This window comes from Falsiroseomonas sp. HW251 (assembly GCF_050563545.1).
Lineage (GTDB): Bacteria > Pseudomonadota > Alphaproteobacteria > Acetobacterales > Acetobacteraceae > Falsiroseomonas.
Window position 1 is genome coordinate 63,220 of sequence record NZ_JBNXUM010000019.1, and the last position, 23,374, is coordinate 86,593.

Genomic DNA, 23,374 nt, shown 5'->3' on the forward strand with positions numbered 1-23,374 from the left:
CGCCCGGTGCGATTGAAAAGGAATGGCCCGGCCCCCGCAGGCGGCACGGGCGGGAGACGTCCATGCGCGCCAACGGCATCATGTCCCATCTGCCCTGGATCGCCCTCGGCATCCTCGGCGCCGTCGCGCTCGGCATCGTCGCGACCGAGCGCGGGGAGCCCGTTAACGCCCTCTGGATCGTCGTCGCGGCGGTGGCGACCTACTTCGTGGCCTATCGCTACTACGCGCTCTACATCGCGCAGAACGTGATGCAGCTGGACCCGTCCCGCCCGACCCCGGCGGTGCGCCGCAACGACGGGTTGGATTATGTCCCGACCAACCGCGCCGTGCTGTTCGGCCACCACTTCGCCGCCATCGCCGGCGCGGGCCCGCTGGTCGGCCCCGTGCTGGCCGCGCAGATGGGCTACCTGCCGGGCATGCTGTGGATCCTGGCCGGCGTGGTGCTGGCGGGTGCCGTGCAGGACAGCATGGTGCTGTTCGTCTCCATGCGCCGCGACGGGCGCTCGCTCGGCGAGCTCGTGCGGTCCGAGATGGGCACCGTCGCCGGCGTCGTCGCGTTGCTCGGCGCCTTCATGATCATGGTGATCATCCTGGCGGTCCTTGCGCTGATCGTGGTCAAGGCGCTGGCCGACAGCCCCTGGGGCACCTTCACCGTCGCCGCGACCATCCCGATCGCGATGGTCATGGGCGTCTGGATGCGCCACATCCGCCCCGGCGCGATCGGCGAGGCCTCGATCGCCGGCTTCGTGCTGCTGATGCTCGCGATCATGGGTGGGCAGTGGGTGTCGCAGGACCCGGAATGGGCGGCGGCCTTTACCTTCAGCGGCACCGAGCTCTGCTGGATGCTGATCGGCTATGGCTTCGTCGCCTCCATCCTGCCGGTCTGGTTGCTGCTGGCCCCGCGCGACTACCTTTCCACCTTCCTCAAGGTCGGCACGATCATCGCACTCGCGCTCGGCATCCTCGTCGTCGCGCCGCGGCTCGAGATGCCGGCGGTCACGCGCTTCGTGGACGGCACCGGCCCGGTCTGGAGCGGGAGCCTGTTCCCCTTCCTCTTCATCACCATCGCCTGCGGGGCGGTGTCGGGGTTCCACAGCCTGATCTCGTCGGGCACCACGCCGAAGCTGATCGCGACCGAGGCCGACGTCCCCTTCATCGGCTATGGTGGCATGCTGATGGAGAGCTTCGTCGCCATCATGGCGCTCGTCGCGGCCTGCGTGATCGAGCCCGGCATCTACTTCAGCATGAACAGCCCGGGCGGCATCGTCGGCACGACGCCGGAGACCGCCGCCGCCGCCGTGACCGCCATGGGCTTCGCCACGGACGCGGCGACCATCGCCCAGGCTGCCCAGGACGTCGGCGAGACCACCATCATCAGCCGCGCCGGCGGTGCGCCGACTCTCGCCGTCGGCATGGCCCACATCTTCCACCAGGTCATCGGCGGCAAGGCCATGATGGCCTTCTGGTATCACTTCGCCATCCTGTTCGAGGCGCTGTTCATCCTGACGGCGGTGGACGCTGGAACCCGCACCGGCCGCTTCATGCTGCAGGACCTGCTCGGCGTCGCCTTCCCCGCGATGCGCAACACCGAAAGCTGGGGGTCGAGCATCCTGGCGACCGCGATCTGCGTCACGGCCTGGGGCTACTTCCTCTACCAGGGCGTGACGGATCCGCTGGGCGGTGTGAACACGCTCTGGCCGCTCTTCGGCATCTCCAACCAGATGCTGGCGGCCGTGGCGCTGACGCTCTGCACCGTCGTGATCTTCCGCATGAAGCGGGAGCGTTACGCATGGGTGACGATCGTGCCGACGGTCTGGCTGGTCGCCTGCACGCTGACGGCGGGGATGCAGAAAGTGTTCCATTCCGATCCGCGCATCGGCTTCCTGTCGCATGCGTCCCGCTTCCAGGATGCGATCGCGGAAGGGCGCGTGCTGGCGCCGGCCCGCAGCCTCGACCAGATGCGTCAGGTCGTGGTGAACGACTACGTCGACGCCGCGCTTGCCCTGCTTTTCATCGCGGTCGTCGTCGCCATCGTCGCCTTCGGCATCCGCGCCTGCCTCGACGCGTATCGCACCCATCACTGGACCGCGCGGGAGGTCGGCGGCGCCGCGCCGGCGGGCGCGGAATGACCGCGCAGCCCGGTGGCCTGGCAGCCCTCCTGCGCTGCGCCTGCGACACCGCGCGGCTGATGGTCGGTCAGCCCAGCTACGAGGCCTATGTCGCGCATATCAGGCGGACGCACCCGGACACCGCGCCGATGACGCCGGCCGAGTTCTTCCGCAACCGCCAGGACGCACGGTTCGGCGGCGGCGGGCGCTTCACCTGCTGCTGACGCGATCTGTCTGCTCCGCTTTCAGGAGCGGGGAGGAAAAGCGTCTCCGTTGATCGTCCGGCAGGCGAAGCGCGGATTGCGCTTTGCCCATCTGCCCACGAGTTGGGCGGGCTACCGCTTCCGTGATGCATGGGCTGCCTCCGATCGGGGCAGCCGTCGCTGGTGCGTGCCGCCATGCCGCGCAGGACCGTGTTGCCACGCCGGCATCACGCTCTGGCACGCAACTCGCAAGACCCGGTCCGGCCACCACGCGCGCCGATGGCGGCGCGTGCCTGGGCGAGCCATGCCCAAGAGGAGGCTTCGACCCCCGCATGACCAGCTTCAAGCTCACCCGCCGCGCCGCGCTCGCCGGCGCCGCCGCCGCGATCGCCTTCCCCAACATCAAGCCGTCGATGGCGCAATCCGCCCCGATCAAGGTCGGCGTGCTGCATTCGCTGTCCGGCACCATGGCGATCTCCGAGACCGCACTGCGCGACACCGTCCTGATGATGGTGGAGCACCAGAACAGCAAAGGCGGCCTGCTCGGCCGCCGCCTCGAGGCCGTGGTGGTAGACCCCGCCTCCAACTGGCCGCTGTTTGCCGAGAAGGCGCGCGAGCTGCTGCAGGTGCACCGCGTGGACGTGACCTATGGCTGCTGGACCTCGGTGTCCCGCAAGTCCGTCCTGCCGGTCTTCGAGGAGCTGAACGGCATGCTCTTCTACCCCGTCCAGTACGAGGGCGAGGAAGAGAGCCGCAACATCTTCTACACCGGCGCCGCGCCGAACCAGCAGGCCATCCCCGCGGTGGAATACCTGATGTCGGCCGATGGCGGCGGCGCCACGCGCATCGCGCTGCTTGGCACGGACTACGTCTATCCCCGCACGACCAACCGCATCCTGCGCGGATTCCTCAATTCCAAGGGAATCGGCAACGCCGACATCATGGAGGAATACACGCCCTTCGGGCACAGCGACTGGCAGGGCATCGTCGCTCGCGTCAAGCGCTTCGCCGGCGAGGGCAAGAAGACCGCGATCGTCTCCACCATCAACGGCGACGCCAACGTCCCCTTCTACCGCGAGCTCGGCAACCAGGGCATCACCGCGACCGACATCCCCTGCGTCGCCTTCTCCGTCGGCGAGGAGGAGCTCGCCGGCATCGACACGCGTCCGCTGGTCGGCCATCTCGCGGCCTGGAACTACTTCATGTCGGTCCAGTCGCCCGCGAATACCGAGTTCAAGAACCTCTGGCAGGCCTACATCAAGAACCCGCGCCGCGTGACCAACGACCCGATGGAGGCCACCTACACCGGCTTCAACATGTGGGCCCAGGCGGTGACCGCGGCGCGCAGCACGGCCGTGGATGCGGTGCGGACGGCGGTGATCGGCCAGAAGTTCAACGCCCCCGCCGGCTTCGAGGAGGCGATGCTGCCGAACCATCACCTGTCCAAGCCCGTGATGATCGGCGAGATCCAGGCCGACGGCCAGTTCAACGTAGTCTGGAAGACGCCGAACGCGGTGCCGGCGGAGAACTGGTCGCAGTTCATCCCCGAGAACGCCAACCGCCGCCGCGGCTGAGCGGACAGGACGGGGCGCGCCGCGCCCCGTCCACCCCTTGCATGAGGCGCATCCTTCTTCTCCTCCTGCTGCTCGTCGCGGCCATCCCCGCGCGCGCGCAGGATGCCTTCGTCGAGGCCCTGCCGGGGCTTGGCGGCAACTTCAACCAACAGGCCGAGGCGGTGGACCGCCTGGGGACGCTGGCCGATCCACGCGCGCTGCCGATCTTGCGTGCGCTGAACGACGGGCGCCTGCTGCGCACTGCCGAGGGGGCGCTGCTGCTGCGCGACGGCTCGACCCTGACCGATGCCGCGACCGGTGCCGTGGTGCCCACGCCCTCGCCCGAGCCGCAGCGCATCAACATCAACAACCGCGTTCGCGTCACTCTGCGCGGCGCGCTCGGCCGGCTGCAGATCGTCTCGCCTGACCCTGCCGAGCGCTTGGCCGCGGCCGAGGCCGTCTTCCGCACGCGCAGCGCCGAGAACGTCGCGCTGCTGGAAGCCGCGCTGCAGCGCGAGACGGTCGGGCGCATCCGCGAACGCATGGAGCTCGCGCTCGGCGCGTCCCGCCTGATCGCGTCGGACCGCGACGCCAAGCTCGCCGGCATCGCGACGCTGGGCGCCACCGCCTCGCCCGAGGCACGCTCCATCCTGCTCGAGGCCCGCGCCGCCAACCCCGACCTGCTGCCGCAGATCGAGGAGGCCGTGGCTGCGATCGACACGCGGCTGGCGATCCGCCGCGCGGTGGAGACGACGTTCCAGGGCCTGTCGCTGGGATCCGTGCTGCTGCTGGCCGCGCTCGGCCTGGCCGTGACCTTCGGCGTCATGGGCGTGATCAACATGGCGCATGGCGAGTTCGTCATGCTCGGCGCCTACACCACCGTCGTGGTGCAGGACCTCACGCGCGACATCCCCTGGCTGCAGCCCTGGGCGCTGCCGCTGGCCGTGCCGGCGGCCTTCCTGGTGACGGCGCTCGCCGGCGCGGCGCTGGAACGCGGGCTGATCCGGCACCTCTACGGCCGCCCGCTCGAGACGCTGCTGATGACCTTCGGGGTCGGCATGATGATCCAGCAGGCGGTGCGCCTGGCCTTCGGCGCGCAGAACCGCGAGGTCATCAGCCCGCCCTGGATGCAGGGGACGCTGATGCTGCCTTTCGACATCCCGGTGACGCAGAACCGGCTCTGGATCCTCGCCTTCAGCCTGGTAGTGCTGCAGCTGGTCGTGGCCGCGATCCGCTTCACCCGCTTCGGGCTCGAGATGCGCGCAGTCACGCAGCGCCGCGCCATCGCGTCCGCCATGGGCATCCGCACGGGCCGCGTGGACGCGCTGACCTTTGCGTTCGGCTCCGGCATCGCGGGGATCGCCGGCGTGGCGCTGAGCCAGATCGACAACGTCTCGCCCAACCTCGGCACGGGCTACATCATCGACAGCTTCCTCGTCGTGGTCTTCGGCGGCGTCGGCAGCCTGGCCGGCGCGCTGATCGGCGCCTTCAGCCTCGGCCTCATCAACAAGGTGATGGAGCCCTGGGTCGGCGCGGTGCTGGCCAAGGTGGTGGTGCTGGTCGCGATCATGCTGTTCATCCAGCGCCGGCCGCGCGGGCTCTTCGCCCAGAAGGGCAGGGCGGCCGAGGCATGAGCGTGGCGGTATCCGAGCCGCCGCCGCTCTCCCGCGCGCGGCTCGGCCTGCGGGCCGGGTTGATCCTGGTCGTCCTGATCCTGGCGGCTTTTCCGCTGCTGAACCTGCTCCCGCGCGACAATGCCTTCCACGTCTCCGACTTCCTGGTCAGCGTGACGGGCAAGTGGATCTGCTACGCGATCCTCGCGCTGTCGCTGGACCTCGCCTGGGGCTACACCGGCATCCTCTCGCTCGGCCACGGCGCCTTCTTCGCACTCGGCGGCTACGCCATGGGCATGCACCTGATGCGGCTGATCGGGCCGCGCGGCGTCTACGGGCATCCCGTGCTTCCGGACTTCATGGTGTTCCTGGGCTACCGCGAACTGCCCTGGTACTGGCTAGGCTTCGACAGCTTCCCCTTCGCCATGCTGATGGTGCTGCTGGTGCCGGGCTTCCTGGCCTTCGTCCTCGGCTTCCTCTGCTTCCGCAGCCGCATCACCGGCGTCTATCTCTCCATCATCACCCAGGCCATGACCTATGCGCTGATGCTGGCCTTCTTCCGCAACGACATGGGTTTCGGCGGCAACAACGGCTTCACCGACTTCAAGGAGCTGCTGGGCATGCCGCTCAACACCTCCCCCGCGCGGGCCGCGCTGTTCTACGCCTCGCTGGTCTCGCTGGTCGGCTGCTACGCGCTCTGCCGCTGGCTGACCGCCACGAAATACGGCCGCGTGCTGACCGCGATCCGTGATGCGGAAAGCCGCGTGCGCTTCCTCGGCTACGACGTGACCAGCCACAAGCTCTTCGCCTTCGTGCTGTCCGCGATGATGGCGGGCCTGGCCGGCGCGCTCTATGTCCCCCAGGTCGGGATCATCAACCCCGGCGAGTTCAGCCCGGGCAACTCGATCGAGGCGGTGATCTGGGTCGCGGTCGGCGGGCGGGGTACGCTGGTTGGGGCGGTGCTCGGGGCCTTCAGCGTGAACGGGCTCAAGACCTGGCTGACCTCCGCGGCGCCGGATCTCTGGCTCTTCGTGCTCGGCGGCCTCTTCGTGCTGGTGACGCTGTTCCTGCCTCGCGGCCTGATCGGTCTGCTGCAGGGGCGCCCGAAGTGAAGGGCCGGCGCCTCTATCTCGACGGTGTCTCCGTCGTCTTCGACGGCTTCAGGGCGCTGAACAACCTGGCCCTCGTCGTCGAGCCCGGCGAGCTCCGCGCCGTGATCGGCCCGAACGGCGCGGGCAAGACCACGATGATGGACTGCATCACCGGCAAGACGCGCCCGACGACGGGCGTCGTCAGTTTCGGCGATGCGGACCTCACCCGCATGGATGAGGCCGCCATCGCCAATCTCGGCATCGGCCGCAAGTTCCAGAAGCCCACGGTCTTCGACGCGCTGACGGTGTTCGAGAATCTCGAGCTCGCGCTCAAGGCGCCCCGCGGCCCGATCGCCTGCATCCGCTGGGCCCTGACCGGCGAGGCGAAGTCGCGCATCGAGGCCACGATGCAGGAGATCGGCCTGACGGAGCGCGCCCGCGACCTGGCCGGCATCCTCTCCCACGGCCAGCGCCAATGGCTGGAAATCGGCATGCTGCTGATGCAGGACCCCGACCTCATGCTGGTGGACGAGCCCGTCGCAGGGATGACCGACGCCGAGACCGAGCACACCGCCGCGCTCCTGGTCCGCATCGCGGGCCGGCGCAGCGTCGTGGTGGTGGAGCACGACCTGGAATTCGTCCGCGCGCTCAATTGCCGCGTCACGGTGCTCGCCGAGGGCAGCCTGCTCTCCGAAGGCTCCATCGACCACGTGCAGAACGACGAGCGCGTGATCGAAGTCTACCTCGGTCGCTAGAAGCATGCTCGACGTCGCCGCCATCGATCTCTTCTACGGCGCAAGCCGGTGCCTTCGTGGGGTCTCCATGTCCGCGCAGCCCGGCAAGGTGACCGCCGTGCTCGGCCGCAACGGCGTGGGCAAGTCGTCGCTGCTGCGCGCCATCATGGGGCTCGAGCGCGTGAAGGCCGGCACCATCACATGGGAAGGCCGCGACGTGACGTCGCTCGGCCCCGCGGAGCGCGCGCGGGCCGGCATCGGCTATGTCCCGCAGGGCCGCGAGATCTTTCCCTTCCTCACCGTGCAGGAGAACCTGGAAACAGCGCTCGCCGCTGCCCCGCGAGGCAGCAGCGTGGACAGCGAGGTCTTCGACCTCTTTCCCATCCTGCGCCAGTTCCTGCGTCGCCGCGGCGGCGACCTCTCCGGCGGGCAGCAGCAGCAGCTGGCGATCGCGCGCGCTCTCTGCGCCAGGCCGCGACTGCTGATCCTGGATGAGCCGACCGAGGGCATCCAGCCCAATGTCATCAAGGACATTGCGAAGGTGATCCGCCACCTCGCGCGCGGCCGCAACATGGCGGTCGTGCTGGTCGAGCAGTACTACGATTTCGCCCGCGACCTCGCGGACACCATCACGGTGATGGTGCGCGGCGAGGTCGCGATGGCCGGCCCGACGGACGAGCTCGACGAGCCCGCCGTCCGCCGCCTGCTGACGGTCTAGCGAGAAAGCCCTCTCCCCCCTGCGGGTGGAGAGGGCTTCGTCGCCCCCTCAGCTGGCGATCGCCATCTCCGCGGCCGCCTCGTTCGCCGCCACCGGCGGCATGCCGGTGACCACGTCGAAGCCGACGAAGACATACCCGATCCCGCGGACCGACTTGATCAGCCGCGCCGCCGCGCCCTCGTCGCCGAGCTTGCGCCGCAACCGCAGCACGATGTTGTCCAGCGCCCGGTCCTCCGGGTGATAGGGCCGGCGCAGCACCGACAGCGACAACGCGTCGCGATGCACCGGCATGCCCTGTTGCCGCGCCAGGCTCTGCAGCAGCTCGAACTCGGCCGAGGTCAGGTGCCGCGCCCGCCCGTCCGGGGCGAACAGCTCCCGCTGCCGCAGGCAGAGCCGCCAGCCGCCACGCGCATCGTCCCGTGGCGGCACGATGCGCACGCGCCGCAGCACCGTGCGGATGCGGGCCAGCACCTCCCGCGGGCCGGTGTCCTGGCGGAGGTAGTCGTCGGCGCCGATCTCCAGCGCCAGCACGCGGTCCACCTCGTCGTCGCCGTCCATCGCCCGCAGCATCACGGGCACGGAGGACGCCGCCCGCAGCCGGCGCAGCACCGTCAGGTCCGGCTCGGTCCGCACGCGCCGGTGCAGAAGCACCAGCGCCGGCGGCTGCACCGCCAGGCGCTGCAGCAGGGCGTCGCCGGCGTTCCAGCACTCCGTGCCGAGCCCCTGCCGGGTGAGGAAAGCGGCCAGCGCCTCGCCGTCCTCGGCGTGGTGATCCGCGATAAGAATACGTGTCGCCATCCGTCCACCCCATCCCCTTGATCCGCCGGCGCCTCTCGCCGGGCTCACGGACACGTGTAGGCGGCTCGCGGTCGCGTTATCCAGTAAATTGTATTCCATTTACGGTCGCGGAATGTCTCGCTTTGCACGCGATGGTTGCCGCCGCTTGATCCATCCCATGTCGCCCTTCTGCCGTTCCGGCGCATGCTGAATGGCATGGCCACCGCCCACGAGGCGACATGACGCGCTACCTGCTGCTCTGCTGGGTGCTGGCTGGCCTGATCCTCGGCGGCGCGCTGCGCGTGTCTGGCTTCCCGGATGCCGCCGCTCTTGCCTGGTCAGCGGCCGCGCTGCCGGTCGCCTTCCATGTCGCGATCGGGCTGGTCCGGTCCCTGCTGGGTGGGCGGATCGGCGTGGATGCCGTGGCGCTTGCCGCCATCCTCGGCGCCGTCCTGCTGCAGGAAGCCGCGGCGGCGGCCGTCATCGGCCTGATGGTTGCCGGCGGCGAGGCACTGGAGGCTTGGGCCGAGGGGCGTGCCACCGGCGCGCTCACCGACCTCATGGCCCGCGCCCCGCGCCGCGCCGCGCGCATCGAGGGTGAGACGCTGACCGAGGTGGACGTCGCCGCCGTCCGCCCCTGCGACCTGCTGCTGGTCCGCCCCGGCGAGACCGTCGCCGTGGACGGCGTGCTGGAGGACGAAGCCGCGACGCTCGACGAGAGCGCACTAACCGGCGAGGCGCTGCCCGTCGCGTTGTCGCGCGGCGCGGCGCTGCGCAGCGGCGCGGTGAATGCCGGCGCCGCCTTCCGCCTGCGCGCCGCCAGGGACGCCGCCGACAGCACCTACGCCGCCATCCTGCGCCTGACCCAGGAAGCCGCCGCCGCGCGCGCGCCGCTGGCCCGCCTGGCCGATCGCTGGGCACTCGGTTTCGTCTGCGCGACCGCGTTGCTGGCCGGCGGCGCCTGGATCCTGACGGGCGATCCCGTGCGCGGCCTCGCCGTGCTGGTCGTCGCGACGCCCTGCCCGCTGATCCTCGCCGCGCCCGTCGCGCTGGTCGCCGGCATCGGCCGCGCGGCGCGGCGCGGCATCGTGGTGAAGGGCGGCGGCGCGCTGGAACGCCTGGCGCGCATCCGCACCGTGCTGTTCGACAAGACCGGCACGCTGACGCCGGGCCGCCCGCGCCTAGCCGCCATCGACACCGCCGAGGGCCTGACGCGTGATGACGCGCTGCGCCTGGCGGCCGCGCTGGCCCAGGCCTCGACCCATCCCGTCTCCGCCGCGCTCGTCGCCGCCGCCGCCGCGCGCGGCCTGGTGCCGCCGGTGCCGGAGAGCGCAGCCGAGGTCCCTGGCGGCGGCGTCACCGGCCAGGTGGAAGGCCACGTCCTGCTGCTCGGCGCCGAGGGCTTCCTGCGGTCCGCCAGCGTCGAGCCGGATGACGGCTTCGCGGTCGCCGCGCAGGTCTCGGCCGCCGCGGGCTCCGTTGCCTGGCTCGCGATGGATGGCCGCGCCGTCGCCGCCTTCGTCATGGCCGACGGCCTGCGGCAGGAAGCGCCGCGTGCGGTCCGCCGCCTGCGCGCGTTGGGCGTCGCGCGCCTCGTCATGGTCAGCGGCGACCGCGCGGCGGCGGCCGCCCCGATCGGCCGTGCGCTGCGGCTGGACGAGGTGCTGGCGGATCGCTCGCCCGCCGACAAGATCGAAGCCGTGCGTGCCGAGGCCGCCGCCGCGCCAACCGCGATGGTCGGCGATGGCGTGAACGACGCGCCGGCGCTGGCCGCCGCCGACGTCGGCATCGCGATGGGCGCGCATGGCACCGCCGCAGCGGCCGAGGCCGGCGACGTCGTGCTGCTGGTGGACCGCGTGGACCGCGTGGCCGAGGCCATCGCCATCGCCCGCCGCGCGCGGCGCATCGCGCTGCAGGCGATCCTGCTGGGGATGGGCATGTCCGTCCTGGCCATGACCTTTGCCGCGGCCGGCTACCTCACGCCGCTCGCCGGCGCGCTGGTGCAGGAGGCGATCGACGTCTTCGCCATCCTCTACGCCCTGAACGCGCTGCGGCCCGGCCCCGACGAGGCCGCACCTGCCGCGCTGCCCGCCGAAGCGGGGCTGGCGGAACGCCATGCCGAGCATGCCGGCCTGCGCGAGCTCGCCGACACGCTGCGCGCCGGCGCCGAGGCGATCGGCGGCTCGCCTTCCGTGCTGCCTTCTCTCTCCGCCGTCGAGCAGCGCCTGCGCGCCGAGCTCCTGCCGCACCAGCACGAGGAGGAACGCGCGCTGTATCCCGAAGCCGCGCGCCGTCTCGGCGGCCTCGATCCCATGGCGCCGCTGCTGCGCATGCATGCCGATATCGAGGGGCTGTCCGAACGCGTCGCTGCGCTGATCGCGCTGGCGAAGGACGAACGCCAGTGGGGCTCGGTCGGACCCGAGCTCCGCCGCACCCTGTTCGGCCTCGAGGCGCTGCTGCGCCTGCATCTCGCTGCCGAGGAGGAAATCATGGCGAGCCTGTCGGCCGAGACGCCCCACACTCCCTCTCCACCCAAAGGGGGGAGAGGGCCGGGGTGAGGGGGCGTGCCGAAGCGCGCCGCCCGCCCCCTATGGGATGGCGACGTCGATCCCACGGTAGAAATAGTTCATGGACTTGATCTGCTCGTCGGTCAGCCGCTGCCCCGCGGGGATCACCGTCGTCCCGTCCTGCCGCACGATCGGGCCATCGAAGGGATGCAGCGTGCCGGCGGCAATGGCGTCGCGGATGCGCGCGGCCTCGGCCTGCTCCTCCGGCGTCATGTTGGTGAAGGCCGAGAGGCGCAGCATGCCGCCCTTCAGCCCCTCCCAGGTGTCCGTCGGCCGCCAGCTGTTGTCGAGCATCGCGCGGGCGCGCTGGGTGTAGTAGTCGCCCCATTCGTCGATGCTGCTGAAGAGGTGCGCGCGCGGCGCGAAGCGCGTCATGTCGCTGGCCTGGCCGAAGGCGTGGATGCCGCGCTGCTCCGCCAGCTGCAGCGGCGCGGGGCTGTCGGTGTGCTGGCAGAGCACGTCGCAGCCCTGGTCGATCAGCGCGCGCGCGGCGTCCGCTTCCTTCGGCGGGTCGAACCAGGTGTTGGCCCAGACCACGCGCACCTTCATCGCGGGATCCACGCTCCAGGCGCCGCGCATCAGCGTGTTGATGCCGTGGATGACCTCGGGGATCGGGAAGGCCGCGACATAGCCGATGGTCTTGCTGCGCGATTTCCGCGCGGCGACGACGCCCTGGATGTAGCGGCCTTCGTAGAAGCGACCGTCATAGACCGCCATGTTCGGGCCTGGCGCGGTGCCGGTCGCGCTCTCGAAGCGGACATTGCCCATCCGCTGCGCCGCGCGCTGGGTCGCCTGGAAATAGGTGAAGCTGGTGGTGAAGATCAGCCGCGCGCCATTGCGCTGCAGCTGCGTCACCACGCGGTCGAAATCGGGCGGCGCCACGGACTCCACGACGGAGGAGGCGATACGGTCGGCGCCGACCGCGTCCATCATCTTCCGCCGTCCCTGGTCGTGCTGGTACGACCAGCCGTAGTCGCCCACCGGGCCGACCAGGATGAAGCCGATGTTCAGGCGCTGGGCCTGGGCCTGGGCCGAGGTGGCGAGGGCAGCGCCGGCGGTGCCGAGCAGGGCGCGGCGGGACAGGGTCATCGGGGGGACCTCCTTCGATGCCGCGAGCCTGCCGTCGCGCTGCCCGGGGCGCAACCGCCGGGCGTGACCTAGCGGTCCGGCACGAAGGGCGTGCCGAGATCCGCCGGCCCCGCCGCCCCGCCGCGGCGCAGCCGCATGATCGCGACCAGCACGACGATGGTGATGAGGTAGGGCAGGGCGGACATCAGCTGAGGCGGCACGCGGAACCCCGCGCCCTGCGCGTGCAGCTGCAGGATGGTGACGCCCCCGAAGAGATAGGCCCCGAGCGCCGCCCGCCAGGGCCGCCAGGACGCGAAGACCACGATGGCCAGCGCGATCCAGCCCCGCCCGCCCGTCATCCCACTTGTCCAGAAGGGCGTCAGCACCAGCGAGAGATAGGCCCCCGCCAGCCCCGCGCAGCCGCCGCCGAACAGGATCGCGAGGAAGCGGATGCGCAGCACCGGATAGCCCAGCGCATGCGCGCTGGCGGCACTTTCCCCGCAGGCGCGCAGCACGAGGCCGGCGCGCGTCCGCGTCAGGAACCAGGCGACGCAGGCGGTCAGCGCGACCGAGGCATAGACGAAGGGATCCTGCGCGAACAGGACCGGCCCCAGGAAGGGGATCTCCGACAGCAGCGGGATCGCGAGCTTGCCGATCCCCTCGCGCTGCGCGCCGACATGCGACGCGCCGATCACGCCGGAGAGCCCCAGCCCGAAGATCGTCAGCGCCAGCCCCGACGCCACCTGGTTCGCCGCCAGGCCGAGCGTCAGCGCCGCGAACAGCGTCGCCATCGCCATCCCCGCGAGCACCGCCGCGGCGACGCCCGCCGCTCCCGATCCCGTCGCGATGGCGGCGACGATCCCGCAGGCCGCGCCCATTATCATCATCCCCTCGACGCCGAGGTTCAGCACGCCGGATTTCTCGACCACCAGCTCCCCGACCGCCGCGATCAGCAGCGGGGTGGACGCCGTGATGACCGTCAGGATGATCGCCTCGAGTAGCGTCACGCGGCGGCGCTCCTGACCAGCCGCGGCCGGTAAAGCAGCAGCGTGTCGCAGGCCAGCACGTAGAATAGCAGCAGCCCCTGGATCACCCGCGTCGCGTCCAGCGGCAGGCGCAACATGATCTGCGCGTTCTCGCCGCCGATGAAGGTGATTGCCAGGAACACCCCCGCCACCAGGCACCCCACGGGATTCAACCGCCCGAGGAAGGCCACGATGATCGCGGTGAAGCCGTAGCCCGGCGAGATCCCGGGCTGCAGCATGCGCACCGTCCCCGCGGCTTCGAGGATGCCCGCCAGCCCCGCCAGCGCGCCGGAGGCCGCGAAGACCACCCAGGTCAGCCGCGTCGCGTCGAAGCCGGCGAAGCGCGCCGCACGCGGCGATTCGCCCACGAGCCGGATCTCGAAGCCCTTCAGCGTGCGGCCCATGACCACGGCCAGCACGATTACCACGAAGATCGCGATCGGCGTGCCGAGGTTGAGCCGCCCGCCCTCCATCAGCAGCGGCACCGTCGCATCGGCCGAGAAGGTGACGGTCACCGGCATGTTGAAGCCCTGAGGGTCGCGCCAGGGCCCCCGCACCAGCCAGTCCAGCAGCAGTTCCGCCACATAGACCAGCATCAGCGAGGTCAGGATCTCGTTCGCGCCGAAGCGCGTCTTCAGCGCCGCGGGGATCAGCGCGAACAGCGCGCCGCCCGTCGCACCCGCCGCCAGCATCGCCGGCAGCAGCCACGCCCCCTGTGCCCCGCCATGCGTCGCGACGGCGAGCCACCCGCCCGCCATCGCGCCGACCAGGAACTGGCCCTCCGCCCCGATGTTCCAGTTGTTCGAGCGGTAACACAGCGCGAGCCCCACCGCGATCAGCACCAGCGGCGTCGCTTTCACCGCAACTTCCTGTAGGCCAAAGGCGTCGGAGACCGGATTCAGGAAATAGGCATCCAGCGCGACCAGCGGATCGAGCCCCAGCGCCGCGAAGATCGCAGCGGAGGACACCAGGGTCAGCGCGACCGCCAGCATCGGCGAGACCAGCTGCAGCCAGAACGGCGTCGCGTCGCGCTTCTCCAGCAGGAGCTTCACGCCGCTTCCTCCGCGGGAAAGCCGGATCCGCCCATCAGCAGGCCGAGCGTCTCGCGCGTCAGCCCCTTCACCGGCATCGCGGGGGACAGCCTTCCATGGAAGATCACCGCGATGCGGTCCGCGATCTCCAGCAGCTCGTCCAGGTCCTGGCTGATCACCAGCACGCCCGCGCCCTGCGCCGCGAGGTCCACCAGCGCCTGGCGGATGCGCCGGGCGGCGCCGGCATCCACGCCCCAGGTCGGCTGCGCCGCCACCAGCAGCGACGGGCTGCGCAGGATCTCCCGCCCCACCACGAATTTCTGCAGGTTGCCGCCGGACAGCGCCCGCGCCTCGGGGTCGCGCGGGCCCTTGCGGACATCGAAGGCGCGGGTGATCTCGTCCACGAAGCCCAGCAACCGGCCGCGGCGCACCAGCCCCGATCGCACGAAGCCGCCCGTCGCATGGCCCGACAGCAGCGCGTTATCGCTGAGCGCGAAGCGCGGCGCCGCGGCATGGCCCAGGCGCTCCTCCGGCACGAAGGCCGCGCCGAGGCGTCGCCGCGCATTGATGTCGAGCCCGCCGACCGCGCGCCGGTCCAGCAGCACCGCTTCCGCCCGCGCCGCCGGCCGCTCACCGGAGATCGCGGCGAACAGCTCCTCCTGCCCGTTGCCCGCGACGCCGGCGATGCCGAGCACCTCGCCCGCATGGACGCCGAGCGAGATGCCGCGCAGCGCGACGCCATGCGCCTCCGCCGGCGGCAGCGAGAGGTTGGTGATGGCCAGCCGCACCGGGCCCGTCGGCTCCGCCGCGTCGTGCCGGACGCCGAGGATCGTGGTGCCGACCATCATCGCGGCCAGGCTCGCCGCGCTTTCCGCGCGCGGATCGCAGCGCGCGACCACCTTGCCCTGCCGCAGGATCGTCGCGGTCTCGCAGAGCCGCCTGATCTCCTCGAGCTTGTGCGAGATATACAGCACCGCGCGCCCCTCGGCCCTGATGCGGTCGAGCGTGGCGAAGAGCCCCTCGGCTTCCTGCGGCGTCAGGACCGAGGTCGGCTCGTCCAGGATCAGCAGGCGCGGATCCTGCATCAGGCAGCGCACGATCTCGATACGCTGGCGCTCGCCGACCGAGAGCTGCCAGACCTTCCGCCCGGGATCGAGCGGCAGGCCATAGGCGCGGCTGACCTCGGCCAGGCGCTCCGCGATTCGGGGCAGGGGCTCCGCACGGTCCAGCGCGAGAGCGACGTTCTCCGCGACGCTCATCGCCTCGAAGAGCGAGAAGTGCTGGAAGACCATGCCGATGCCGCGCGCCCGGGCGTCGCGGGGCCCGTCCAGCACGACGGGCTCGCCCTGCCACAGGATGCGCCCGGCATCGGGCTGCAGCAGGCCGTAGAGCATCTTGACCAGCGTGGACTTGCCCGCGCCGTTCTCGCCGAGCAGGGCATGCACCTCGCCGGCGGCCACCGTGAGGTCCACATGGTCGTTGGCCGTCAGCGCGCCGAAGCGCTTGACGACGGCGTCGGCCTGGATGAGGGGCGGGCCAAGGGGCGGAGACGTCACGGCGCGTCTGCTTAGCGAGGCGCCGGGGGCTTGGGAAGCGCGGGATCGGAACGATGCTCGACGGCGCGAAGCGCTGGGCGAAGGCGATGAAGCGGGACGTGCACGCCGTCTTCCTCGCGGCGCGCCATCCCGCGACGCCCTGGCACGCCAAGGCCCTGGCGGTCGCCGTCGCGGCCTATGCGCTGTCGCCGATCGACCTGATCCCGGACTTCATCCCCGTGCTGGGCTACCTGGATGACCTGCTGATCGTCCCGCTCGGCATCCTCCTGGTGACGCGCCTCGTGCCGCCCGCCGTCATGGCGGAATGCCGCGCGCGGGCAGCGGCCGCGGATCAGCGCCCGCGCAGCATCGCCGGCGCGGTTGCGATCGTCTCGATATGGCTGGCCGCAGCGGGGCTGCTGCTGTGGTGGCTCTGGCCGTCGCCGGCGCCGTGAAAGCCGGCGCGCGCCTCGGCACTGCCCTCGCCGAAGGGATCGAGCATGGCGGAGAGCGCGGCCGCGCCGACCGCGAAGCCGCGCGGGATGCCGTGCATCAGCTCGATCTCGCCGCGCTGGGCGTGCCGCAGCGCATGCGCCATGACACGCAGCCGTGGATCGCCGGCGTTGCGCAGCGCCCAATCCGCCATCTGCACCGCGCCGAGATGGTGGCGCGTCATGCGCACGACGAAGGCCGCGTCGAATTCGGCGCCCCTCGCGGCGGAGAGGCCCGCCATCTCGGACGGGCCGAGCATCCCCGGCATCTCGCCGTGTTCGTCCGGCAGCTCCGCGGCGAACCAGCCGAGATGCCATTGCCGCAGCACGGCGATGTCGCTGGCCTGCGCCGCCGCCATCAGCCGCGCGAGCGACCGCAGCCGCGGATCCTCCGCGCGCTGCTCCGCCAGCCCTGCGATCGCGATGCCCTGGCGGTGATGGGCCGCCATGCGCCGCATCCAGGCGGCGTCCTCCGCTCCGCCGCCGTTCGGCGGCCATTCGTGCCCCGACGCGCCGAGCCAGGCCAGCACGCCCAGCACCGCCGCCACCGCGCCGGCACCTGCCGCCCAGCGCCGCGCGACGCGCCGGTGCGGCGGATGCGGCCGCCGCGCCACCGCGTCGCGCAGCCAGGGATACAGCGGATAGAGCGAGGCCGAGGTCGCGTGCACCAGCAGCCCGATCCAGTAGGGCTGCTCCAGCACGAAGACGGGCTGCCAGAACGGCACGATCACGAAGTATTCGGCGGCGGAGGTGAAGATCGCCCAGGGCAGCGCGACCGCCGCGATCGCGCGCGGCGAGAGCCGCGCCGTCCATCGCCCGGCCAGGCCGAAGAAGACCAATGCCCAGACGAAGTCCGCGCTCTGGTGGAACAGGATGCCGACGAGGATCACGCTCCAGTCCGGCGCGTCGCGCAGGGCCGCCTGCTGCATCGGGATCGCCGCCACGATCATCCAGTCCAGCCAGGCGTCGCGCCCGAGCCTGGTCGCGGCGAGCTGCGCGACCAGCGTGGACCATGACGAGGTGATCAGTCCGAGCAGCGCGGCGGCGATCCAGTCGCGGCGCCGCGCAGCGGTGGTGCGGGAAGGGTGCGTCATCGCGCCATGCAGCGCCACGCCACCGCCGTCGTTCCCGGCCCTTCTTTGCCTCAGGCGCCGGCGCCCGCTCCGTGGGCTTGCCTCGCCGGCCTGCTGCCGGCGGGCCGCATTCGCGGCCTCGGCCTACGTGGCTCGCCGCTTAGACCGGCGGAAGCCTCAGCGCGCCGTCCAGCCGGATGGTCGATCCGTTCAGCAGCGGGTTGGCCGCGACCGCCAGCACCATGGACGCGAACTCGTCGGGCCGCCCGAGCCGCTGCGGGAAGAGCGGCTGCCTGCCCAGGCTCTCCCGCGCCTCGGGCGTCAGCGTGTCCATCAGCGGCGTGTGGATCAGCCCGGGTGCGATGGTCACGACGCGCACGCCGAAGCGCGCGAGCTCGCGCGCCGCCGGCAAGGTCAGCCCCACCACGCCGCCCTTCGACGCGGAATAGGCGGCCTGGCCGATCTGCCCCTCATAGGCCGCGATGGAGGCGGTCTGCACCACCAGCCCCCGCTCGCCCGTCGGCAGCGGATCGTTGGCGGTCATCCTCGCGGCCGCGAGCCGCAGCAGGTTGAAGGTGCCGATCAGGTTCACCCGGATGACGCGGGAAAACAGGTCGAGGTCATGCGGCCCGTTCCGGCCCGCCACACGCGCCGCCGGCGCGATGCCGGCGCAGGCGACCGCAATCCGCAGCGGCGCGAGCTTCGCCGCCTCCTCCACGGCCTTGGCGAGCGGCGCTTCCTCCGCCACGTCGCCCGCGACCGCGATGCCGCCGATGCGCTGCGCCACGGCCTGCGCATTGGCCTCGTTGATGTCGAAGACCACGACCTTCGCGCCGGCCTTGGCCAGCGCCTCCGCCGTCGCGGCGCCGAGGCCCGACCCGCCGCCGCTGACGACCGCCGATGCGCCGTTCAGCTCCATCGCTCAGCTCCCCGCCTTGGGCGCGCGCTTGTCGAGGAAGGCCTGCAGCCGCGCCGTCGCCTCGGGCCCGGTCTGCGCCATCGCCGCGACCAGGCTTTCGACGAAGAGCCCGTCCTCCTCGCTCATGTCCTGGATGCGCGGCAGCGCCTGCAGCACGCCGAGTACCGTCAGCGGCGCCGCCTCCGCGACCTTCGCCGCCAGCGCCTTCGCCTTCGCCAGCGCACCGCCGGCGGGCTCGACATAGGTGACGAGCCCGACGCGTTCCGCCGCGGCACCGTCCAGCGAGCGGCCCGTCAGCATCATGTCGGCCATCCGCGCCGCGCCGACCAGCCGCGCGACATGCACGCTGGCGCCGCCCCCGACGAAGATGCCGCGCGTGCCTTCCGGCAGCGCGAACATCGCGGTTTCGTCCGCGACGCGGATGTGGCACGCGGTCGCGAGCTCCAGCCCGCCGCCGACGCAGGGGCCGTGGATCGCCGCGATGGTCGGTACGCGGCCCAGCCGGATGCCGCGGAAGACGCGATGCCATGCGCGGGAGTGGTGGAACACCTCCTCCGCGCTGCGCGCCTTGTGCTCCGCGAGATCCAGCCCGGCCGAGAAGCAGGGGCCGTGGCCGTGGATCACCATCGCGCGCGCCTCGCGCTGCGCCACGGCAACCCGCGCCTCGATCGCGGCCAGCAGGGCGTCGTTGATCGCGTTGCGCTTGCCCGGCCGGTTCAGCCCGAGCACCGCGACCGGCCCTTCGAATTCCAGGGTGACGAGATCGTCCATCAGGCCCTCGCAATGCGCCTGAGCGCGCTGACCAGCGCGGCGCGTTCGGCCGGCTCGAGCCCGGCGCAGATCTCGTCCTCCACCAGCGCTTCCTGCACGCGGGCCCGCTTCAGCAGCGCCCGGCCGGCCGGCGTCAGCCGCAGGACGTTCGCGCGGCGGTTCTGTGCGTCCTCGGACCGCTTGATCAGCCCGTCATTCTCGAGCGTCGCCAGCAGAACTGCCACGTTTGGAGGCTTGATGCGCAGCGCCTCGGCCAGCGCGGCCTGGCGCATGTCGGGCTGGCCTTCCAGCAGCAGCAGCACGGCCAGGCGGCCTGGCGTCAGGCCGAGCGGCGCCATGGCGCGGTGGAAGGAATCGAAGGCGTTCTGCTGCGCCAGGCGCAGCCAGAAGCCGACACGATCCGACAAGGGGGAAAGGTCGGCCGGCTCGCCCTTCGTCTCGGGCGGCGGGGTGGCGTCGGTCCGGCGGCGTAAGGTGGACATGCTCCCGAGTATGCTGGCGCGACTGGCCCCTTGGAAGGGGGGCAGAAGCTCAATATTATAGGGTATAACAAACACGCGCCAGTCCGGAGGGATGGATGTCCGCCGCCCCGCAGGTCACCCGTCGCAGGCTCGGCCCCGGACCCGTGCGGTTCGAGCGGCGCGGGGACGGCTGCCTGATGGTTACCCCCGAAGGCCGGCTCGGCGCCTATCCGCGGCGCCTGACGGAACGGCTGGAGCAATGGGCGCGGGTTGTGCCGGAGCGCACGTTGATCGCGCGGCGCGATCCCGCGTTGGCCGGCGACTGGCGCCGGATCACCTATGCCGACATGCTGGGGAAGGTCCGCGCCGTCAGCCAGGCGCTGCTGGACCGCGGGCTGTCGGCGGAACGGCCGGTCGCAATCCTGTCCGGCAACTGCCTGGACCAGGCGGTGCTGACGCTGGCGGCGCTGCATGTCGGCGTGGCGGTGGCGCCGGTCTCACCCTCCTACTCGCTGCTCGCGAAGGACTACGCCAAGCTCCGGCACTGTCTCGATCTGCTGACGCCCGGCCTCGTCTTCGCCAATGACGGCCCGCGCTTCGCCGCGGCCATCGAGGCCGTGGTGCCGGCGGACACGGAACTCGTGGTTGGCACGAACCCGCCAGGCCGCGCCGCGACGTTCTTCGCCGACCTGCTCGCCACCAGGCCCACGCCGGCCGTCGAAGCCGCCGCTGCCGCCGTCGATCCCGATGCGCTGGCGAAGGTGCTCTTCACCTCCGGCTCCACCGGCCAGCCCAAGGGCGTGATCAACACCCAGCGCATGCTCTGCTCGAACCAGCAGATGCTGCTCGAGGCCTTTCCCTTCATGGGCGAGGAGCCGCCGGTGCTGCTGGACTGGCTGCCCTGGCACCACACCTTCGGCGGCAACCACAACATCGGCATCGCCCTCTACAACGGCGGCACGCTCTACATGGACGACGGGCGTCCGGTGCCCGGCGGCTTCGAGGAATCGCTGCGCAACCTCCGCGAGATCGCGACCTCCATCTACTTCAACGTCCCCCGCGGCTTCGAGGAGGTGGTGCACCACCTCAAGGCCGACGCCGCGCTGCGCCGCATCTTCTTCTCGCGCGTGCGGATGATGTTCTATTCCGCCGCCGGCCTGCCGCAGCATGTCTGGGACGAGCTCGACGCCATGGCGATGGCCGAGCGCGGCGAGAAGATCCCGATGATCACCGGCCTCGGCGCGACGGAAACCGCCCCCTTCGCGATCTGCGTGCGGGAAGATTATTCAGCCTCCGGCGTCGTCGGCCTGCCCGTACCGGGCGTCGAGCTCAAGCTGGCGCCGGTTGACGGCAAGATGGAGGCGCGCGTGCGCGGGCCTTCCATCACGCCGGGCTACTGGCGGAACGCCGACGCCACCGCGAAGGCCTTCGACGAGGAAGGATGGTACCGCTTCGGCGATGCGCTGGTGCCGATGGATCCTGACGACCTGCACAAGGGGTTCCGGTTCGACGGCCGCATCACCGAGGACTTCAAGCTCTCCACAGGCACCTGGGTCAGCGTGGGTCCGCTGCGCGCGCGGCTGATCGCGGGGCTCGCGCCCTATGTGAAGGACGTCGTGATTGCCGCGCCGGACCGCGACGAGCTCGCTGCCATCCTGCTGCCGGAGATGGAAGCGGTCGCGAAGCTCGTTCCCGCCGGCGAGGATCCCGCGACCCATCCCGGCCTGCGCGCCGAGCTCCGCGCGAAGCTCGCCGCCCTCGCGAAGACCGCGACCGGCAGCAGCCAGCATGTCGCGCGCGCGACGCTGCTGACCCGGCCGCTCTCGCTCGATGCCGGCGAGATCACGGACAAGGGCTCGGTCAACCAGCGCGCTGTGCTGGCCGCCCGCGCCGCGCTTGTCGAGGACCTCTACGCCGAAACGCCGCCCGCCCACGTCATCACCATCGGAGGCACGCCATGACCGCCCTGCACAATGCCTGGTCCGACGCCTGGCTGCTCGCCGGCGCGCGCACGCCCTTTGCCGATCTCTCGGGCCCGCTGTCGCAGGTCTCGCCCATCGACCTCGGCATCAAGGCCGCGCGCGCCGCGGTGGAGAAGGCCGGCATCACCGGCGAGGAGATTGGCTACGTCTCTGCCGGCTCCGTCGCGCAGGCCAGCTTCGACGCCTACATGCTGCCGCGCCACATCGGCCTCTATGCCGGCGCGCCGGTGGAGGTGCCGGCACTGCTCGTTCAGCGGGTCTGCGGCACCGGGATCGAGGCCATCGTCCAGGCCGCCACCGCCGTGGACCGCCAGGGCGCGGGCTACGCGCTGGCGACAGGTGCGGAGAGCATGAGCCGCAACCCCATTGCCGCCTACACCCACCGCAACGGCTTCGGCCTCGGCGCGCCTGTCGAGTTCAAGGATTTCCTGTGGGAGGCGCTGCTCGATCCCGCCTGCGGCCTATCGATGGGCGGCACGGCTGAGGAACTCGCGAAGCGCCACAACATCTCCCGCGCCGAGGTGGACGCGTTCGCCGCCCGCAGCTTCGACCGCGCGCTGGCCGCCCAAGCCGCCGGCTTCTTCGCCGACGAGATCGTCCCGGTTGTCACCGAGACCTTCAGGCGCGAGGGCATGCACGACCGCGGCATCGCGATCCCCCGCAAGCTCGACGCGGTGAAGGCCGACACGCATCCACGCCCGTCTCCGGTGGAAACGCTCGCGAAGATCCGCCCGGCCTTCGGCGGCGTGCAGACCGGCGGCAATTCCTCGGCCGTGGTGGACGGCGCCGCGGCTGCGATCGTGGCTTCCGGCGCCATGGCGAAGGGGCGCAAGCCGCTCGCAAAGCTCATCGCGTCCTGTGCCGTGGGCTGCCCGCCGGAGATCATGGGCATCGGCCCCGTGCCGGCGATCCGCGCCCTGCTGGAGCGCGTCGGCCTGACGCTGGCCGACATCGCGCTGGTCGAGATCAACGAGGCCTTCGGCGCGCAGGTCATGGCCTGCGCCCGCGCGCTCGACCTCGACGAGGCCAGGCTGAACGTGAACGGCGGCGCCATCGCGATCGGCCATCCGCTGGCCGCGACCGGCGTGCGGCTGTCCGTCACCGTCTCGCGGGAGCTGAAGCGCCGCCGGGCGCGCTACGGCATCGCCGCGGCCTGCATCGGCGGCGGGCAGGGGATCGCGCTGCTGCTGGAGAACACCGATGCCTGAGTCGCCTGCACCGACGCTGGTGAACCGGCGCGCGGTGACCATCGAATGGGGTGATTGCGACCCCGCGGGGATCGTCTTCTTTCCCCGCTACTTCGCCATGTTCGACGCCTCCACCGCCGCGCTGTTCCAGGCCGCGCTCGGCATGACCAAGATCGCCATGCAGCGCCACTTCAATGCGCTCGGCTTCCCCATGGTGGACACGCGCGCGAAGTTCCACGTGCCCTCGGCCTATGGCGACGAGGTCGTGATCGAAAGCCGCGTCGCCGCCTTCCGCCGATCCTCCTTCGACGTCGAGCACCGGCTGGTCAGGCCCGGCGCGGTGCTCGGCGTGGAAGGCTTCGAGACGCGCGTCTGGACCGTGAAGGACGAGGAGGGGCGGATCCGCTCCGCCCCGCTGCCGGCCGAGCTCGTCGCAGCGTTCGCGCGCTGATCGGCTTTCCGGCTGG

At 71.5% G+C, this 23,374-nt stretch carries 20 protein-coding genes and 1 pseudogene; 12 read left to right on the forward strand and 9 right to left on the reverse strand.

Features of this window, described 5'->3' with window-relative positions; translation table 11 throughout:
- The first annotated feature begins 62 nt into the window (after nt 1–62).
- The 7 genes from ACLF3M_RS21825 (at nt 63) to urtE (ending at nt 8,020) form a co-directional block, all read left to right on the forward strand.
- Nucleotides 63–2,129 (forward strand): carbon starvation CstA family protein, encoded by a 2,067-nt coding sequence (locus ACLF3M_RS21825; protein ID WP_430659094.1) that lies wholly within the window; start codon nt 63–65, stop codon nt 2,127–2,129.
- Entirely contained in the window at nt 2,126–2,332 is a 207-nt protein-coding gene (locus tag ACLF3M_RS21830; RefSeq protein ID WP_430659095.1) for a YbdD/YjiX family protein, read from the forward strand. Before ACLF3M_RS21825 ends, ACLF3M_RS21830 begins: the two co-directional genes overlap by 4 nt.
- Nucleotides 2,333–2,643: 311 nt before the next feature.
- On the forward strand, nt 2,644–3,885 hold the full coding sequence (gene urtA / locus ACLF3M_RS21835; protein WP_430659096.1) for an urea ABC transporter substrate-binding protein: 1,242 nt from the start codon (nt 2,644–2,646) through the stop codon (nt 3,883–3,885).
- 41 nt (nt 3,886–3,926) lie between these two features.
- Nucleotides 3,927–5,498 carry an urea ABC transporter permease subunit UrtB gene (urtB, locus tag ACLF3M_RS21840; RefSeq protein ID WP_430659097.1) on the forward strand — a complete coding sequence of 524 codons (1,572 nt, stop codon included), beginning with the start codon at nt 3,927–3,929 and terminating at the stop codon, nt 5,496–5,498.
- Complete coding sequence (gene urtC / locus ACLF3M_RS21845) at nt 5,495–6,589, forward strand: urea ABC transporter permease subunit UrtC (RefSeq protein WP_430659098.1); 1,095 nt, start codon at nt 5,495–5,497, stop codon at nt 6,587–6,589. Before urtB ends, urtC begins: the two co-directional genes overlap by 4 nt.
- Nucleotides 6,586–7,323 carry an urea ABC transporter ATP-binding protein UrtD gene (gene urtD, locus ACLF3M_RS21850; protein WP_430659099.1) on the forward strand — a complete coding sequence of 246 codons (738 nt, stop codon included), beginning with the start codon at nt 6,586–6,588 and terminating at the stop codon, nt 7,321–7,323. Before urtC ends, urtD begins: the two co-directional genes overlap by 4 nt.
- A 4-nt stretch (nt 7,324–7,327) precedes the next feature.
- A complete protein-coding gene (urtE, locus tag ACLF3M_RS21855; protein WP_430659100.1) occupies nt 7,328–8,020 on the forward strand; it encodes an urea ABC transporter ATP-binding subunit UrtE in 693 nt (230 codons plus the stop codon).
- A 48-nt stretch (nt 8,021–8,068) separates the two neighbouring features.
- Here urtE and ACLF3M_RS21860 read toward each other — a convergent pair whose 3' ends face one another.
- Entirely contained in the window at nt 8,069–8,818 is a 750-nt protein-coding gene (locus ACLF3M_RS21860) for a winged helix-turn-helix domain-containing protein (protein ID WP_430659101.1), read from the reverse strand.
- Nucleotides 8,819–9,036: 218 nt separating this feature from the next.
- Here ACLF3M_RS21860 and ACLF3M_RS21865 point away from each other — a divergent pair, with 218 nt between their 5' ends.
- Nucleotides 9,037–11,355: a heavy metal translocating P-type ATPase gene (locus ACLF3M_RS21865; RefSeq protein ID WP_430659102.1), complete on the forward strand. Its 2,319-nt coding sequence runs from the start codon at nt 9,037–9,039 to the stop codon at nt 11,353–11,355.
- Between the two features lie 30 nt (nt 11,356–11,385).
- Here ACLF3M_RS21865 and ACLF3M_RS21870 read toward each other — a convergent pair whose 3' ends face one another.
- The 4 genes from ACLF3M_RS21870 to ACLF3M_RS21885 form a co-directional block, all read right to left on the reverse strand.
- On the reverse strand, nt 11,386–12,453 hold the full coding sequence (locus ACLF3M_RS21870) for a BMP family ABC transporter substrate-binding protein (RefSeq protein WP_430659103.1): 1,068 nt from the start codon (nt 12,451–12,453) through the stop codon (nt 11,386–11,388).
- Nucleotides 12,454–12,521: 68 nt separating this feature from the next.
- Complete coding sequence (locus tag ACLF3M_RS21875) at nt 12,522–13,439, reverse strand: ABC transporter permease (protein ID WP_430659104.1); 918 nt, start codon at nt 13,437–13,439, stop codon at nt 12,522–12,524.
- Nucleotides 13,436–14,509 (reverse strand): ABC transporter permease, encoded by a 1,074-nt coding sequence (locus ACLF3M_RS21880; protein ID WP_430659105.1) that lies wholly within the window; start codon nt 14,507–14,509, stop codon nt 13,436–13,438. Before ACLF3M_RS21880 ends, ACLF3M_RS21875 begins: the two co-directional genes overlap by 4 nt.
- Entirely contained in the window at nt 14,506–16,044 is a 1,539-nt protein-coding gene (locus tag ACLF3M_RS21885) for an ABC transporter ATP-binding protein (protein WP_430659106.1), read from the reverse strand. The genes ACLF3M_RS21880 and ACLF3M_RS21885 overlap by 4 nt, the downstream gene beginning before the upstream one ends.
- 65 nt (nt 16,045–16,109) lie before the next feature.
- Here ACLF3M_RS21885 and ACLF3M_RS21890 point away from each other — a divergent pair.
- Nucleotides 16,110–16,478, forward strand: a pseudogene (locus ACLF3M_RS21890) (YkvA family protein); the annotation flags it as partial.
- Here the strand turns inward: ACLF3M_RS21890 and ACLF3M_RS21895 are convergent.
- The 4 genes from ACLF3M_RS21895 to ACLF3M_RS21910 form a co-directional block, all read right to left on the reverse strand.
- A complete protein-coding gene (locus tag ACLF3M_RS21895) occupies nt 16,376–17,608 on the reverse strand; it encodes a DUF305 domain-containing protein (RefSeq protein ID WP_430659107.1) in 1,233 nt (410 codons plus the stop codon). The pseudogene ACLF3M_RS21890 and the gene ACLF3M_RS21895 sit on opposite strands and share 103 nt — an antisense overlap.
- A gap of 139 nt (nt 17,609–17,747) precedes the next feature.
- Entirely contained in the window at nt 17,748–18,506 is a 759-nt protein-coding gene (locus tag ACLF3M_RS21900) for an SDR family NAD(P)-dependent oxidoreductase (RefSeq protein ID WP_430659108.1), read from the reverse strand.
- Between the two features lie 3 nt (nt 18,507–18,509).
- Nucleotides 18,510–19,277 (reverse strand): crotonase/enoyl-CoA hydratase family protein, encoded by a 768-nt coding sequence (locus tag ACLF3M_RS21905; protein WP_430659109.1) that lies wholly within the window; start codon nt 19,275–19,277, stop codon nt 18,510–18,512.
- Nucleotides 19,277–19,759, reverse strand: coding sequence for a MarR family winged helix-turn-helix transcriptional regulator (locus ACLF3M_RS21910; RefSeq protein WP_430659110.1), 483 nt, complete (start codon nt 19,757–19,759; stop codon nt 19,277–19,279). Before ACLF3M_RS21910 ends, ACLF3M_RS21905 begins: the two co-directional genes overlap by 1 nt.
- Nucleotides 19,760–19,854: 95 nt before the next feature.
- Here ACLF3M_RS21910 and ACLF3M_RS21915 point away from each other — a divergent pair, with 95 nt between their 5' ends.
- Genes ACLF3M_RS21915 through ACLF3M_RS21925 form a run of 3 tightly spaced genes read left to right on the forward strand, consistent with a single transcriptional unit; the run spans nt 19,855 to nt 23,358 of the window.
- On the forward strand, nt 19,855–21,699 hold the full coding sequence (locus ACLF3M_RS21915; RefSeq protein ID WP_430659111.1) for a feruloyl-CoA synthase: 1,845 nt from the start codon (nt 19,855–19,857) through the stop codon (nt 21,697–21,699).
- Complete coding sequence (locus ACLF3M_RS21920) at nt 21,696–22,928, forward strand: thiolase family protein (protein WP_430659112.1); 1,233 nt, start codon at nt 21,696–21,698, stop codon at nt 22,926–22,928. Before ACLF3M_RS21915 ends, ACLF3M_RS21920 begins: the two co-directional genes overlap by 4 nt.
- Nucleotides 22,921–23,358, forward strand: a complete 438-nt coding sequence (locus ACLF3M_RS21925; RefSeq protein WP_430659113.1) for an acyl-CoA thioesterase — start codon at nt 22,921–22,923, stop codon at nt 23,356–23,358. The genes ACLF3M_RS21920 and ACLF3M_RS21925 overlap by 8 nt, the downstream gene beginning before the upstream one ends.
- Nucleotides 23,359–23,374 lie beyond the last annotated feature (16 nt).

Bases quoted from the DNA above. Each gene is read 5' to 3' on its own strand.
- ACLF3M_RS21860 (WP_430659101.1), bottom strand. From the start codon at position 8,818: ATGGCGACACGTATTCTTATCGCGGATCACCACGCCGAGGACGGCGAG.
- urtB (WP_430659097.1), top strand. From the start codon at position 3,927: ATGAGGCGCATCCTTCTTCTCCTCCTGCTGCTCGTCGCGGCCATCCCC.
- ACLF3M_RS21870 (WP_430659103.1), bottom strand. From the start codon at position 12,453: ATGACCCTGTCCCGCCGCGCCCTGCTCGGCACCGCCGGCGCTGCCCTC.
- urtA (WP_430659096.1), top strand. From the start codon at position 2,644: ATGACCAGCTTCAAGCTCACCCGCCGCGCCGCGCTCGCCGGCGCCGCC.
- ACLF3M_RS21915 (WP_430659111.1), top strand. From the start codon at position 19,855: ATGTCCGCCGCCCCGCAGGTCACCCGTCGCAGGCTCGGCCCCGGACCC.
- urtC (WP_430659098.1), top strand. From the start codon at position 5,495: ATGAGCGTGGCGGTATCCGAGCCGCCGCCGCTCTCCCGCGCGCGGCTC.
- ACLF3M_RS21905 (WP_430659109.1), bottom strand. From the start codon at position 19,277: ATGGACGATCTCGTCACCCTGGAATTCGAAGGGCCGGTCGCGGTGCTC.
- ACLF3M_RS21830 (WP_430659095.1), top strand. From the start codon at position 2,126: ATGACCGCGCAGCCCGGTGGCCTGGCAGCCCTCCTGCGCTGCGCCTGC.
- ACLF3M_RS21900 (WP_430659108.1), bottom strand. From the start codon at position 18,506: ATGGAGCTGAACGGCGCATCGGCGGTCGTCAGCGGCGGCGGGTCGGGC.
- ACLF3M_RS21895 (WP_430659107.1), bottom strand. From the start codon at position 17,608: ATGACGCACCCTTCCCGCACCACCGCTGCGCGGCGCCGCGACTGGATC.
- ACLF3M_RS21925 (WP_430659113.1), top strand. From the start codon at position 22,921: ATGCCTGAGTCGCCTGCACCGACGCTGGTGAACCGGCGCGCGGTGACC.
- ACLF3M_RS21910 (WP_430659110.1), bottom strand. From the start codon at position 19,759: ATGTCCACCTTACGCCGCCGGACCGACGCCACCCCGCCGCCCGAGACG.
- ACLF3M_RS21865 (WP_430659102.1), top strand. From the start codon at position 9,037: ATGACGCGCTACCTGCTGCTCTGCTGGGTGCTGGCTGGCCTGATCCTC.
- ACLF3M_RS21825 (WP_430659094.1), top strand. From the start codon at position 63: ATGCGCGCCAACGGCATCATGTCCCATCTGCCCTGGATCGCCCTCGGC.
- urtE (WP_430659100.1), top strand. From the start codon at position 7,328: ATGCTCGACGTCGCCGCCATCGATCTCTTCTACGGCGCAAGCCGGTGC.
- ACLF3M_RS21920 (WP_430659112.1), top strand. From the start codon at position 21,696: ATGACCGCCCTGCACAATGCCTGGTCCGACGCCTGGCTGCTCGCCGGC.